Origin of the sequence: Streptomyces sp. 1114.5, from assembly GCF_003635085.1 — a bacterium.
GTDB lineage: Bacteria > Actinomycetota > Actinomycetes > Streptomycetales > Streptomycetaceae > Kitasatospora.
The window spans coordinates 4,519,146-4,533,072 of sequence record NZ_RBXE01000001.1; the positions used below are offsets into that span (position 1 = coordinate 4,519,146).

Below are 13,927 nucleotides of genomic sequence, written 5' to 3' on the forward strand. Positions count from 1 at the left end.
GACGGGCCCGGCAGGGGCCCGCACCGAACTGCCCGTGGGCCGGACCGCTCGGAACCGGACCGGCCCACGGGCTCACGAACGCCGTGCGGCACGGGCACTTCACTGCGCCCGCGCCGCACGGCTCACCAACCACCTGCCCCACCCTCCCGCTGCGGGGGCGGGACGCCGGCCCGGCCGACGTCCCGCCCCCGTCCGCGGTTTCCGGGGCGGGCCGGATCAGTCCTCGTTCGGGTCCCCGTTCTCGTCCTGGTCCTCGCCCTGGTCGTCGCCGAGGTGCCGGGTGTTGCGGGCGAAGACCTGGTAGTCGCCGGCCGCCGGGCCCGCGGAGCCGGCGACCAGGTTGCCGCTGGTCGAGCCGAAGACCACCGTGCGGCCGTGGGCGTCCACGAAGGGGTCGACCGAGGAGCCGTTGCCGAGCGAGCCGTCCGGCGCGGTGGCGACCCGCTCGGTGCGGCCGGTACGCAGGTCCTGGCGGTAGACGTCCCAGCCCGGGTGCTGCGGGCCGGGCACCAGGTTGTCGGCGGCGGAGGAGAAGTAGATCCAGCGGTTGTCGGCGGTGACGCTGCCGTGGTCGGAGGTGCCGACCGAGGTGGTGCCGGGCAGGCCGCCGCTGACCTTCGTCACGGTGCCCTTCCTGAGGTCCCGGACGTACAGCACCAGGTGGTACCGGTGGCCGTTGGTCGAGCCGCCGGGCTCGGGCAGGGCGTAGACCGCGCGCCGCCCGTCGGGGCTGATCGTCGCGTCGAAGCTCGCGGAGCCGAGCTTGCCGTCGAGGTCCAGGCTCGCGGCGGCGATGCGGCCGGAGTGCACGTCGTAGGTGTAGTAGGCGCCGGTCGTCGGCCGGGCCAGGTTCGCCTTCGCCTGGCCCTGCCGGGCGTTGCGGGGCAGGGCGGACGCGGTGCCGGGGGCCTGCTCGACATCGGCGACACGTGCGCCCGGGGAGGCGAGGGCGGTCTCGGCGCGGGCGGGGGTCCGGGCGGCCGGCAGCAGGTTCCCGGCGAAGGAGGTGAAGCCGATGGTGCGGCCGTCCGCGCTGATGGTCGGGTTGAGGGACATGCTGTCGCCCGGCCTGCCGTCCGCGCCCAGGGAGACCAGTCGGGTCGTTCCGGTCCGGCGGTCGAGGACGTAGATGTTGTAGTCCCAGGTGTACGGCCTGGTGAGCGACGGGGCGTCGGCGCCGTCGCCGACACCGCCGGGCAGGGCCGGGACGAGGTCGGTCCGGGAGGACACGAAGGCCACGTAGCGGCCGTCGGCGCTGATCGAGGGTGCGTACGAGGCGTGGAACCGGTCGGTGTCGGCGCTGGTGAGCCCGCCGCTGACCAGTTCGGTGCGGCCGGTCCTGCGGTCGCGCAGGTACACCTCGGTGCGGCCCTGCACCTGCATGCCGGGCAGCACGTTGTCGGCGTCGCTCTCGAAGGCCACGTAGCGGCCGTCGGCGTTGATCGCGACGTAGTCGGTGAAGCCGTTCAGCGCCGAGCCGTCGTCGGCCAGGTTGACCCGCTCGGTGCGGCCGGTGCGCAGGTCGCGGACGTAGGCGTCGCGGCCGCTCTTGGCGGGCTGCTCCACCAGGTTGGTGGCCCAGGAGGTGAACAGGGCGTAGCGGCCGTCGGCGCTCACCCCGTGGCTCTGCGACTGGTTGTTCGGCGCGGCGCCGTCCAGCCCGACGCTGACCCGGACGGTGCCGCGCGGCGCCGGGTCGGCCTGGGCGGGGGCGGCGGTCGCGGCGAGCACGGCGACGGCCGCCAGGACGCTGCCGCCGCCGGCGAACCAACGGGTGCGGGCGGTACGGGTGTTGGGTGTCATGGGCGGGTTGTCCTCCCCTGTGATCGCCCCTGCGCCGGGCTCCCTCCCGGCGACGGGCTCGGGGAGAGCCAATCGCCGGGAGGGGCGGTGGTCAACGGCCGGGGGTGATCTCGGCGGAAAATACGTCAACCACCGTATTCCGCACGGGAGTCGGACCGTGTGAGCCGTCTGGTCAGGCCGGCGGCCCGTCAGGCCGTCAGAGACGACGCCGGAAGACGTCCGTGACGTTGTTGGTGTCGCCCGGGACGAGGTCGCCGTCGGTGGCGTCGAAGACCACGGTGTCCCCGAAGGCGTCCACGGACGGGGTGAACGACGAGGCCGTGCTCTGGGATCCGTCCTGGGTGAGGCTCACCCGCTCGGTGCGTCCGGTCCACAGGTCGCGGCGGAAGACGTCCGACTGCTGGTTGGTGTCGTCCGGCACCAGGGTCTCGACGTCGGAGGTGAAGTACACCCACCGGCCGTCGTAGGTCGTGACGGGCTCGTAGGAGGAGAGGTTCGTCGTGGTGCCGGCGAGCGGGGTGCTGACCTGGGTGACGGCGCCGGTGGCCAACTCGCGGGCGTAGACCACCAGGTGGACCCCGTGCGAGCCGGGCCGCCCGCCGGGCTGGGGGACGCTGTACACGGCGTAGCGGCCGTCCGGGCTGATCCGGCCGTCCTGGCCGGTGGGGCGGAAGGCCCCGGTCTCGTCGTAGCTGGCGCCGCTGATCCGGCCGGTGCGGGCGTCCCAGACGTAGTAGGGGTAGAACCGGGGCACCGCCAGCCGGGGCCGGGCGCCGGGGGCGGTGGCGTCGTCGGTCGGGTCGGTGGGCGAGGAGCCGACGGAGCTCTCTGCGGGCTCCTCCGCGGACGGGAGCAGGTTGCTCGCCCGCGAGGTGAAGCCGACGGTCTGCCCGTCCGCGCTCAGGCTCGGCACGGAGGAGTGCTGGTCGGCCGGCGTGCCGTCGGCGCCGACCGTGATCAGGCGGGTGGTGTGGGTCCAGCGGTCGGTGACGTAGACGTTCGCCTTGCCGCGCTTGACCGTCGCCCCGAGGTCGGTGCGGTCGGAGGCGAAGGCCACGTAGCGGCCGTCCCAGCTCAGGCTGGGGTTGCTCGCCCGGCGGATCGACTGGTCGTCGGTCGTCGGGCCGGTGCCGGCGCTGATCAGCTCGGTGCGGCCGGTCCACCGGTCGTGGACGAAGACGTCGGCCGCGTGCTTCTGCTGCCCGGGCACCACGTTGGTCGCGGCGGTGCTGAACGCCACGTACCGGCCGTCGCCGCTGATCGTGCCGTCGGCGACGCCCGCGTCCAGCCGGGAGCCGTCGTCGGCCAGGTCGACCTGCTCGACGTGCCCGTTGCGGAGGTCCTTGACGTAGAGGCCCTCCGAGCCGTCGGCGTGACCGGGGGCGAGGCCGGTCGCGGTCGAGCTGAACAGCACCGAGCGGCCGTCGGAGCTCACCCCGAGGCCGTAGGAGTCGCCGTTCAGCGCCTCGCCCTTGGGCCCCTCGCTGACCCGGGCGGTGTCGCCCTTGGGCGGCCGGGCCTCGGCGGCGGGCATCACGGCGCCGACCGCGGTCACGGTGGCCAGGACGCAGGCGGTGCGGGCCAGCCGACGGCGGGTGCGTGCGGTGGTCATGGATCATCCTCCCCAGATGACGGATCACAGGTGGTGTTCGAGGCTGTGCCTGACCCACGACCCCCGCGGTCCGGCTGGGCACGAGCCAAGCGTCGTACGGCCCGGCGGTCAACGAAGTGAAGCGATCTCGTCCGGAAATACGCCACCGGTGGTACCTCCGGCCGAAACCTCGCAGGCCCGGAGCCCGTCCGGTCCGCTCCCGCGCGCTGGCAGAATTGGGGCTGTGATCGACGCACGACGGCTGCGGACCCTGCGGGCCGTGGCGGACCACCGCACGGTGACCGCCGCGGCGGCCGCCCTCTACCTGACCCCCTCCGCGGTCTCCCAGCAGCTGGCCGCCCTGGAGCAGGAGACCGGGCACCACCTGCTCGCCCGAGAGGGCCGGGGCGTGCGGCTGACCGCCGCCGGGGAGATCCTGCTCGGCCACGCGGACGTCGTGCTCGCCCAGCTGGAGCGCGCCGAGGCCGACCTGGCCGCGTACCGGGCGGGCGTCTCCGGCGAGGTCACCGTCGCCTCCTTCGCCACCGGCATCGCACTGGTGCTCGCGCCCGCCATCGGTCTGCTCGCCGAGCGGGCGCCGGGGGTGCGGCTCAAGGTGCTGGACGCCGAGGGCGACGCCAGCCTGCCGATGGTCCTGGAGAGCCGGGCCGACCTCGCGGTGGCCGTCGAGTACCGCGGTGCCCCGCGGGCCGACGATGCCCGCCTCACCCGGGTGCCGCTGTACGCCGAGCCCTTCGAGGCCGTCCTGCCGCTGGACCACCGGCTGGCCGCCGAGGACGGTCCGCTCGCGGTCGCCGAGCTCGCCGACGAGCCGTGGATCGGGCCCTACCCGGGCAACCCCTGCCACGACGTGGTCCTGCTGGCCTGCGAGCACGCCGGGTTCCAGCCGCGCCTGCTGCACTCCTCGGACGACTTCCGGGCGGTCGTGGCGCTCGCCTCGGCGGGGGCCGGGGTGGCCCTGGTGCCGCGCTCGGCGCTGCGCGGGGTCGACCTCTCCCGGGTGGCGGTGCGCCCGGTCGACAGCGAGCTGGCCACCCGCCGGGTCTTCGCCGCCGTCCGGGCGGGCGCCGACGGCCACCCGCTGATCCGCCCGGTCCTGGACGCCCTCGCCGACGCGGCGGCCGCGAGCGCGTAGGGCCTGTCCGGCGTCGTGCGCCCGGCAAGATCCGCCGGACAGGCCCTGGCTCCGGTGAGACGGGCCCGGGCACCCGGAAACGGTTGTGCGGCTGCGCGGCGTCCCGGGTCGGGCGGCCGCGCCGTGTGCAGGTGGCGTGGCGTCCCGGCCCGGGCGGCCGTGCAGCCGCAGGTCCATGGGATGGCGGTCGGGTCATCCGACCACCGGGGTCACCACGCCTTCGTGAGGGTGATCAGACGGACGGCCGGGGCGGAGACCACCTGCACCCTGCCGGTGTCGGGGATCCGCAGCTTGACGAAACCGCCCTGGAACGCCACCAGCGCGCGGGGCACCGAGGAGACCATCCAGCCATCGGAGCCCAGCACCTCGTAGCCGTCGACCAGTTCGACGGAGGCCTCGGCCCAGTCCTCGTTCATACGTCCCCCCGCTGTGCGACTGTCCCCGAAACGGTACCGATCGGTTCCGTTCTGACGTCGAAGACGGTACCGATCGGTGCCGTTTGGCGTCAAGAGCGGCTAGGATCGCTTTCCATGGCAGTCAACGCACGGGCGCGCCTGCTGAGCACGGCAGAGACCCTCTTCTACGCCAACGGGATCCACTCGGTCGGGGTGGAGCGTATCCTCGCCGAGTCCGGTGTGGGCCGGGCCTCCTTCTACCGGCACTTCGCCGGCAAGGAGGCGTTGGTGACGGCCGTCCTGGAAGGCCGCGACGCCCGGTGGCGGGCCTGGCTCTCCGAGCGGGTCGCGGCCCACGGCGGCCACCCGCTCAACGTCTTCGACGCCCTCGCCGAACGGTTCGCCGCCGAGGACTACCGGGGCTGCGTCGCCATCAACACCATGACCGAGATCGCCGACCGCGCCAGCCCGGCCCGCGAGATGGCGGCGTTGCACAAACGGCGCGTCATCGAGCTGGTCGAGCAGCTCATGCGGGACGCGGACATTCCCCAACCCGCCGACCGGGCCAAGCAGTTCGCCCTCCTGATGGACGGCGCCATCGTCACCGCGCTGCGCGAGGGCACGCCGGACGCCGCCTGGCGGGCCCGCACCATCGCGGAGTCCCTGCTGGCCGCCTGAGGCCCGAAGCGGCGGGAGCACCGGTGCTGCCGGTGCGGGGGTCCCGCCGCCGAGCGCGGCAACGGGGCGCCACCGGCGGGCCACGTACGGCCGAACGGCGACGTGACCGGGCTGCGTATGCTGGGTCCGTGACGGCGAACGAGGGACGGGGCCCGGTGCTGCGGGCGGACGCCGCGCGGAACCGGGCGCTGGTGCTGCGCGTCGCCAGGGAGCAACTGGCCGCCGGGGACGACTCCCTGCAGCTCAACGTCATCGCCCGGCTGGCCGGGGTCGGGGTCGGAACCGTCTACCGGCACTTCCCCAACCCGCAGGCGCTGCGCGAGGCGCTGTTGGTGGAGCGGTTCCGGGGGCTGGTCGACGAAGCCCTCGCCGCCGCCGACCTGGAGGATCCCTCCAAGGGGCTGCGCCGACTGCTGCGCTCCACGCTCCTCATGGCGCTGCGCGACGACGGTCTGGGGGCCGTTCTCGAATCCGCGAGCGATGCCGAGGCACAGACCTCCGCCCTGAAGGCCGAACTGGACGGGGCCGTCGCGAGCCTGCTCGACCGGGCCCGGCTGGCCGGCGCCGTCCGCGGCGACATCGGGCCCGGTGACGTGCGCCGACTGCTCTGCGGGATCGAGCACGCGCTGCGGAGCGGCGACCAGAGCCCCGCGCGGGTCGAGACCTACCTCGGTGTCCTCGTCGAGGGGCTGCGTCCCCCGCGCTGACCCGGCTCGGTGACGGAGGTCGGGCGCGCGAGCGGCGCCGACCGTCCAGGTGACGTCGGGCTGCGCCGCGGCCGTCGCCGGATCTTACAGATCGCGAACATCCTTGCCCGGCAGGGCTGTTGCCGCTGTACGGCGGATCGGGCGCTGCCTACCGTGGCGTCCACCCGCCGTCGCGACCGGCTAACCGGATAGGTATCCGTTCGTGCTAGCGTGTGGGACTCCAACCGGATAGTCATCCGGTTAATGCGCCGCAGGGGAGAAGGGGCGAAGCTGATGGAACGCCAGGCAGTGGTGACCGCCGCGACGGGCGGTATCGGACTCGAAACGGCGCTGGGCCTCGCGGAGCGCGGGTACGCCGTCACCGTGATCGGCCGCGACGAGGAACGGGGCCAGGGCGCCGTGGACCGGATCTCGGCCGTGGCGACGGGGAGCCGGCCGAGGTTCATCGCGGCCGACCTGTCCTCGCTCGGTGACGTGCGGCGCCTCGCCCTCGACCTGGCCGTCGTGGGCCCGCTGACCGTCCTGGTCAACAACGTCGGCGCGATGTTCGCCCAGCGGCAGCGGACCGTGGACGGCATCGAGGCCACCTTCGCCGTCAACCACCTCTCGCCGTACCTGCTCACGGAGCTGCTCCTGGACCAGCTCCGGGCCGGCGGGCCGAGCCGGATAGTGAACGTGAGCTCCGGCGCGGTCGCCCTGGCCAAGCGCACCTTCGACGCCGTCGAACCCCCGGGCGGCTACTACGGCTTCCACTGGTACGGCCGGGCCAAACTGGCCAACCTCGCCTACACGCTGGACCTGGCCGACCGCCTGCGCGGCAGCGGCGTCAGCGTCTTCGCGGCCGACCCGGGCGGCGCCGCCACCAGCATGACCAACGGCACCATGACCTCGCCGAGGATCGTCTCTCCCGGCCTGCGCCTGCTGTGGCCGCTGGTCCGCAGGCGCTTCGAGCGCTCGACGGCCGGGCCCGCCTCCGAGGCCGCCCGCTCCTCGGTGTTCGCCGCCACCGACCCCTCGCTGGACGGACGGACCGGTCTGCTCATCGGCCCGGACGCCCGGCCCGTCCCGGCCCACCCGGCGAGCACCCACCCCGGCCTCACCGCCGACGTCCTCCGGCTCAGCCGCGAGCACACGTTCCGATGGGCGCTCGCCTGAGCGGGCCCTCTCCGGGCCGTCGGCCTCCGACGCCCGCAGCGCACGTGGGCATGATGGCTGCGGCCGGTCAGTGGCCTCCGGGGTGTCCGGGGTGTCCGGGGCGGAAGCCCGGGCACGACGGCGGCGCCGGAACGCCCGGTCGGGTCGGCGCCGTTCGGCGGCCCGCCGGGCCGGGGGCCGGGCGGCGAGCAGGGAGCGCAGGCGAAAGGTTGGTGGGGTGCGGGGCTGTGCATAGGGTGGGGGCGATGCTGTCGGCGTGCGTATGGAGAATCCGATGAGTTCGACCGCTGTTCCTGAGGGCCACCTCCCGGTCGGGGTCATCGGGCTCGGTGACATCGCGCAGAAGGCGTACCTGCCCGTGCTCGCCGCGCTGCCCGGGCTCGACCTGCGGTTGATGACCCGGGACGGGGCGAAGCTGGGGCGGATCGGTGAGGCGTACCGGGTCGGGGAGGGCAAGCGGTTCACCGACCTCGGCGCGCTGATCGGCAGCGGCATCCGGGCCGCGTTCGTGCACGCCGCCACCGACCAGCACGTGCCGATCGTCGAGCAGCTGCTCACCGCCGGGGTGGACGTCTACGTGGACAAGCCGCTCGACCACACCGTGGACGGCGCCCGCCGCCTGGTCGACCTCGCCGACCGCACCGGCCGCTCGCTGATGGTCGGCTTCAACCGCCGCCACGCGCCCGGCTACGTGCAGGCCAAGGAGCGCCCGCGCGACCTGATCGTGCTGCAGAAGAACCGCGAGGGCCTGCCCGAAGCCGCCCGCACCCTGGTCTACGACGACTTCATCCACGTCGTGGACACGCTGCGCTTCCTCGTCCCCGGCGAGATCGAGCACGTGGACGTCCGGTCCCGTACGCGGGACGGCCTGGTCGAGCACGTGGTGCTCACCCTCGGCGGGGAGGGGTTCACCGCGCTGGGCATCATGAACCGGGTCTCCGGCTCGACCGAGGAGGTGCTGGAGGTCTCCGGCGGCGACTCCAAGCGCGCGGTGCACAACCTGGCCGAGGTGATCGACCACCGCGGCCAGCCGACCGTGCGGCGCCGCGGCGACTGGGTGCCGGTCGCCCGCCAGCGCGGCATCGAGCAGTGCGTCCTCGCCTTCCTGGACGCCGTCCGCGCCGGGCGGACCTTGGACGCCCACGACGCGCTGCGCACCCACGAGCTGTGCGAGCTGGTGGTGGAGCGGATCGGGGATTCCTGGGCGTCCGCTGGGAGCGCCCTGTGAGAAGCCTGTGAGCTGGGCGGATTGACCGTCCGTCAAGTCACCGGGGCGGAACCGACAGTTCACCGACGAGGTCTTGTCGGGGCATTTTCTACGCGCGTATCTTAGGGGCGCCGCGGGGGGCGGGCGTCCGTCCCCTGCTCTTCCTCTACGCGAGTAGCGCGCTCGAAGCGCGCCTCCGCCCGGACCGCCGTGCCACGACCGTGCCGCACGACGGAGCTAGGAGTCCTGCCCCGGTGACCACCGCTTCCGCTCCCCGCCCCCGCAGAGCCCTGCTGCGCGCCGCTCTGATCCCGGCCTCGCTGGCCGCCTCGCTCGTGCTCGTCCCGCTGCCCGTGGCGAACGCCGCCGGCGCCGCCGCGACCCCCGCCCCGACCGAGACCGGCCCGCTGCGGATCCACGACATCCAGGGCACCACCCGGATATCCCCGCAGGCCGGCAAGCCCGTCACCGGTGTGCCCGGCATCGTCACCGGCGTCCGCGCGTACGGCAGCTCCAAGGGCTTCTGGCTCCAGGACCCGAACCCGGACGCGGACCCGGCCACCAGCGAGGGCATCTTCGTCTTCACCGGCGGCAACCCGACCGTGAAGACCGGCGACTCGGTGCTGGTGAGCGGCAAGGTCACCGAGTACTACCCCGGCTACTCCGGCGGCTCGCAGTCCGTCACCGAGATCTCCGCCCCGGCCGTCACGGTCCTGTCCTCCGGCAACCCGCTGCCCGCCCCGGTCGTCGTGGACACCCGCAACATCCCCGGCACCTACACCCCGGCGGCCGGCCCGGACGGCACCATCGACGCCGTGAAGCTCGACCCGGAGAAGTACGCCCTCGACTTCTACGAGTCCCTGGAGGGCATGCTCGTCCAGGTCAAGGACGTCCGGGTGGTCCAGGCGACCGACAAGTACAACGAGCTGTGGGTCGCCGCCGACCGCCAGGACCAGCGCAGCAAGCGCGGCGGCGTGCTCTACGAGTCCTACCGCGAGCCCAACGTCGGCCGTCTGATGGTGCAGCAGCAGGCGCCGGCCTCCCAGCAGCCGTTCCCGGTGGCCAACGTCGGCGACGAGCTGACCGGCACCACCACCGGCCCGCTGGACTACAACCAGTTCGGCGGCTACACCCTGGTCGCCGGCACCGTGGGCACGCTGAAGGACAACCACCTCCAGCGCGAGGTCACCGCCCAGGCCGGCGAGCGCGAACTCACCCTCGCCACCTACAACGTGGAGAACCTCGCCCCGAACAACCCGGACAGCAAGTTCGCCGAGCTGGCCCAGGGCGTCGTCACCAACCTGCGCTCGCCCGACATCGTCGCCCTGGAGGAGATCCAGGACAACAACGGTGCCAAGAACGACGGCACCGTCGACGCGAGCCAGACCGTCGCCAAGTTCATCGCGGCCATCAAGGCGGCCGGCGGCCCGGCCTACGACTGGCGCTCCATCGCCCCGCAGGACGGCAAGGACGGCGGCGAGCCCGGCGGCAACATCCGCCAGGTCTTCCTGTTCAACCCGCAGCGGGTCTCCTTCACCGACATCGCGGGCGGCGACGCCACCACCGCCGTCGGCGTGACCGGCACCGGCGCCGCCACCGCCCTGACCGCCTCGCCCGGCCGGATCGAGCCGAACGACGAGGCCTGGACCAACAGCCGCAAGCCGCTGGTCGGCCAGTTCGTCTTCCGCGGCCAGAAGGTCTTCGTCATCGCCAACCACCTCAACAGCAAGGGCGGCGACCAGGGCATCGACAGCCGCTTCCAGGCCCCGACCCGCAGCTCCGAGGTGCAGCGGATCAAGCAGGCCACCGTCGAGCAGGCCTTCGTCGCCAAGCTGCTGGCCGCCGACAAGGAGGCCAGGGTCGTCTCGCTCGGCGACTTCAACGACTACCAGTTCTCGCCCGCCCTGGCCGCGCTCACCAAGGACGGCGTGCTGCGCGACCTGGTGAACGAACTGCCGGAGACCGAGCAGTACTCGTACGTCTACCAGGGCAACTCCCAGGTGCTGGACCACATCCTGGTCAGCCCCGAGGTCGGCTACGCCAAGTACGACGTGGTGCACATCAACGCGGAGTTCGCCCAGCAGGCGAGCGACCACGACCCGCAGGTGGTCCGCATCAAGCCCTGACCCGAGCTGCGGTTATGCTGCCTCCGCCGCCGGTGACCGCCGGAGGCGGAGGCAGTGCCGTACGGCGGCTCGTACGACGGCTCGTGCGGCTCGTGCGGCTCGTGCGGCTCGTGCGGCTCGTACGACGGCTCGGGCGACGGCTCGGGCGACGGGGGAGACGATGGAGTACCGGATCGAGCGGATCGGCCGCGAGGACTGGCAGCTGCTGCGGAAGGTCCGGCTGGCCCAACTCCTCGACACGCCACTGGCGTTCGGCGAGACCCACGAGTACGCGAGCTACCAGGGCGAGGGCAACTGGCGGGCCCGGACGAACTGGGTCAACGAGCCCGACAAGATCGGCCTGGTCGCGGTGGCCCCCGACGGGGAGTGGGTCGGCACGATGCTGTCCGTCCCGAGCAAGGGGCAGGCCGACGCCGTCGACCTGATCGGCGTCTGGGTCGCCCCCGAGCACCGCGGCCGCGCACGCGGCGTCGCGGACGCCCTGCTGGACGCGGTGCTCGCCTGGGCCCGCGGCCGGGGCGCCGCGCGGATGCTGCTCGGGGTGCACGAGGCGAACCCCCGCGCCGCCGCCTTCTACCAGCGGCGCGGGTTCGCGTACACCGGGGGAGAGACGCCGTACGTGCTGGACGCCTCGGCGCGGATCCTGGAGATGGCCCTCCCGCTGGACTGACGCCCCCAGCGCTCGGGAATCCGCTAACCGACGTACTCCGCCAGGGCCTTGCCGGTCAGGGTCGAGCGGGCGGCGACCAGGTCGGTCGGGGTGCCCTCGAAGACCACCCGCCCGCCGTCGTGGCCGGCGCCCGGGCCGAGGTCGATGATCCAGTCGGCGTGCGCCATCACCGCCGGGTGGTGCTCGATCACGATGACCGACTTGCCGGACTCGACCAGCCGGTCCAGCAGCCCGAGCAGCTGCTCGACGTCGGCCAGGTGCAGCCCGGTGGTCGGCTCGTCCAGCACGTAGACGCCGCCCTTGTCGGCCATGTGGGTGGCCAGCTTGAGCCGCTGCCGCTCGCCGCCGGAGAGCGTGGTGAGCGGCTGGCCGAGGCTGACGTAGCCGAGCCCGACGTCCGCCAGCCGCTCCAGGATCCGGTGCGCGGCCGGCAGCCCGGCCTCGCCCGAGCCGAAGAACTCCTCGGCCTCGGTCACCGACATCGCCAGCACCTCGGCGATGTCCCGGCCGCCCAGCCGGTACTCCAGCACCGCGGGTTGGTACCGCTTGCCCTCGCAGTCCTCGCAGGTGGTGGCCACCCCGGCCATCATCGCCAGGTCGGTGTAGACCACGCCGGCGCCGTTGCAGGTCGGGCAGGCGCCCTCGGAGTTGGCGCTGAACAGGGCCGGCTTGACGTCGTTGGCCTTGGCGAAGGCCTTGCGGATCGGGTCGAGCAGCCCGGTGTAGGTGGCCGGGTTGCTGCGCCGGGAGCCCTTGATCGCCCCCTGGTCGACCGAGACCACGCCCTCGCCGGGCGGGATCGACCCGTGGATCAGCGAGCTCTTGCCGGAGCCGGCCACCCCGGTCACCACCGTGAGCACCCCGAGCGGCACGTCCACGTCCACGTTCCGCAGGTTGTGGGTGTCGGCGCCCCGGATCTCCAGCACCCCGGTGGGCTTGCGCACCGCCTCCCGCAGCGGCGCCCGGTCGCCCAGGTGGCGCCCGGTGACGGTGCCGCTGCCGCGCAGCCCCTCGACGTCGCCCTCGTAGCAGACCTGGCCGCCGGCCGTACCGGCGCCCGGACCGAGGTCGACCACGTGGTCGGCGATCGCGATGGTCTGCGGCTTGTGCTCCACCACCAGCACGGTGTTGCCCTTGTCCCGCAGGCGCAGCAGCAGCTTGTTCATCCGGTCGATGTCGTGCGGGTGCAGGCCGGTGGTGGGCTCGTCGAAGACGTACGTGGTGTCGGTGAGCGAGGAGCCGAGGTGGCGGATCATCTTGACCCGCTGCGCCTCGCCGCCGGAGAGCGTGCCGGAGGGGCGGTCCAGTGAGAGGTAGCCGAGGCCGATCTCCACGAAGGAGTCGAGGGTCTGGCGCAGGGTGGTGAGCAGCGGCGTCACCGAGGGTTCGTCGAGCCCGCGGACCCAGTCGGCGAGGTCGCTGATCTGCATCGCGCAGGCGTCGGCGATGCTGACTCCCGCGATCCGGGAGGAGCGGGCGGCCTCGCTGAGCCGGGTGCCCCCGCAGTCGGGGCAGGAGGTGAAGGTGACGGCCCGCTCCACGAAGGCCCGGATGTGCGGCTGCAGCGCGTCCTTGTCCTTGGCGAGCATCGACTTCTGGATCTTGGGGATCAGGCCCTCGTAGGTGAGGTTGACGCCGTTGACCTTGACCTTGGTCGGCTCCCGGTACAGGAAGTCCTGCAGCTCCTTCTTGGTGTACTTGCGGATCGGCTTGTCGGGGTCGAGGAAGCCGGAGTTGGCGTAGACGCCGACCGTCCACCAGCTGTCGGTCTTCCAGCCGGGGATGGTGATCGCGCCCTCGGAGATCGACTTGCTGTCGTCGTAGAGCTGGGTGAGGTCGATGTCGGAGACGCTGCCGCGGCCCTCGCAGCGCGGGCACATGCCACCGGTGATGCTGAAGCTGCGCCGCTCCTTGACCGTCCTGCCCGCGCGTTCGACGGTGACGGCGCCCGCCCCGCTGATCGAGGGGACGTTGAAGGAGAAGGCCTTGGGGGAGCCGATGTGCGGGGTGCCGAGGCGGCTGAAGAGGATGCGCAGCATCGCGTTGGCGTCGGTGGCGGTGCCGACGGTGGAGCGCGGGTCGGCGCCCATCCGCTGCTGGTCGACGATGATCGCGGTGGTCAGGCCTTCGAGGACGTCCACCTCGGGGCGGGCCAGGGTGGGCATGAAGCCCTGGACGAAGGCGCTGTACGTCTCGTTGATCAGCCGCTGGGACTCGGCGGCGACGGTGTCGAAGACCAGCGAGCTCTTGCCCGAGCCGGACACGCCGGTGAACACGGTCAGCCGGCGCTTGGGGATGTCGACGCTGACGTCCTTGAGGTTGTTCTCGCGCGCGCCGTGGACGCGGATCAGGTCGTGGCTGTCGGCGGCGTGCGGCGCGGCCGGGTGCGCGTCCGTCCTCTTGGGCATGGTCTGGTCTCTCCCTGTCGATCGGGCGGGC

At 73.1% G+C, this 13,927-nt stretch carries 11 protein-coding genes; 7 read left to right on the plus strand and 4 right to left on the minus strand.

What is annotated here, in order from left to right:
* Positions 1–216: 216 nt before the first annotated feature.
* Together BX285_RS20080 and BX285_RS20085 are read right to left on the minus strand one after the other, a co-directional pair.
* Complete coding sequence (locus BX285_RS20080) at positions 217–1,803, minus strand: PD40 domain-containing protein (RefSeq protein WP_121176120.1); 1,587 nt, start codon at positions 1,801–1,803, stop codon at positions 217–219.
* Positions 1,804–1,999: 196 nt separating this feature from the next.
* Positions 2,000–3,415 (minus strand): PD40 domain-containing protein, encoded by a 1,416-nt coding sequence (locus BX285_RS20085; RefSeq protein WP_121176123.1) that lies wholly within the window; start codon positions 3,413–3,415, stop codon positions 2,000–2,002.
* Positions 3,416–3,638: 223 nt separating this feature from the next.
* Here BX285_RS20085 and BX285_RS20090 point away from each other — a divergent pair, with 223 nt between their 5' ends.
* A complete protein-coding gene (locus tag BX285_RS20090; RefSeq protein ID WP_097239240.1) occupies positions 3,639–4,550 on the plus strand; it encodes a LysR family transcriptional regulator in 912 nt (303 codons plus the stop codon).
* 209 nt (positions 4,551–4,759) lie between these two features.
* Here BX285_RS20090 and BX285_RS20095 read toward each other — a convergent pair whose 3' ends face one another.
* On the minus strand, positions 4,760–4,966 hold the full coding sequence (locus tag BX285_RS20095; RefSeq protein WP_097239241.1) for a hypothetical protein: 207 nt from the start codon (positions 4,964–4,966) through the stop codon (positions 4,760–4,762).
* A 114-nt stretch (positions 4,967–5,080) separates the two neighbouring features.
* Between BX285_RS20095 and BX285_RS20100 the strand changes: the two genes are divergently transcribed.
* The 6 genes from BX285_RS20100 (at position 5,081) to BX285_RS20125 (ending at position 11,488) form a co-directional block, all read left to right on the plus strand.
* Positions 5,081–5,623: a TetR/AcrR family transcriptional regulator gene (locus tag BX285_RS20100; RefSeq protein ID WP_097239242.1), complete on the plus strand. Its 543-nt coding sequence runs from the start codon at positions 5,081–5,083 to the stop codon at positions 5,621–5,623.
* A 128-nt stretch (positions 5,624–5,751) separates the two neighbouring features.
* Positions 5,752–6,330 (plus strand): TetR/AcrR family transcriptional regulator, encoded by a 579-nt coding sequence (locus tag BX285_RS20105; protein WP_259470596.1) that lies wholly within the window; start codon positions 5,752–5,754, stop codon positions 6,328–6,330.
* Between the two features lie 273 nt (positions 6,331–6,603).
* Complete coding sequence (locus BX285_RS20110; protein WP_121176127.1) at positions 6,604–7,485, plus strand: SDR family NAD(P)-dependent oxidoreductase; 882 nt, start codon at positions 6,604–6,606, stop codon at positions 7,483–7,485.
* Positions 7,486–7,759: 274 nt separating this feature from the next.
* Positions 7,760–8,713, plus strand: a complete 954-nt coding sequence (locus tag BX285_RS20115) for a Gfo/Idh/MocA family protein (protein ID WP_097239244.1) — start codon at positions 7,760–7,762, stop codon at positions 8,711–8,713.
* Between the two features lie 233 nt (positions 8,714–8,946).
* Positions 8,947–10,818 carry an endonuclease/exonuclease/phosphatase family protein gene (locus tag BX285_RS20120; RefSeq protein WP_097239245.1) on the plus strand — a complete coding sequence of 624 codons (1,872 nt, stop codon included), beginning with the start codon at positions 8,947–8,949 and terminating at the stop codon, positions 10,816–10,818.
* Between the two features lie 160 nt (positions 10,819–10,978).
* A complete protein-coding gene (locus BX285_RS20125; protein WP_097239246.1) occupies positions 10,979–11,488 on the plus strand; it encodes a GNAT family N-acetyltransferase in 510 nt (169 codons plus the stop codon).
* A gap of 23 nt (positions 11,489–11,511) precedes the next feature.
* Here BX285_RS20125 and BX285_RS20130 read toward each other — a convergent pair whose 3' ends face one another.
* The gene (locus BX285_RS20130) at positions 11,512–13,896 is read right to left on the minus strand and encodes an excinuclease ABC subunit UvrA (RefSeq protein WP_121176129.1); all 2,385 of its coding nucleotides are present in this window, start codon (positions 13,894–13,896) and stop codon (positions 11,512–11,514) included.
* Between the last annotated feature and the right edge of the window lie 31 nt (positions 13,897–13,927).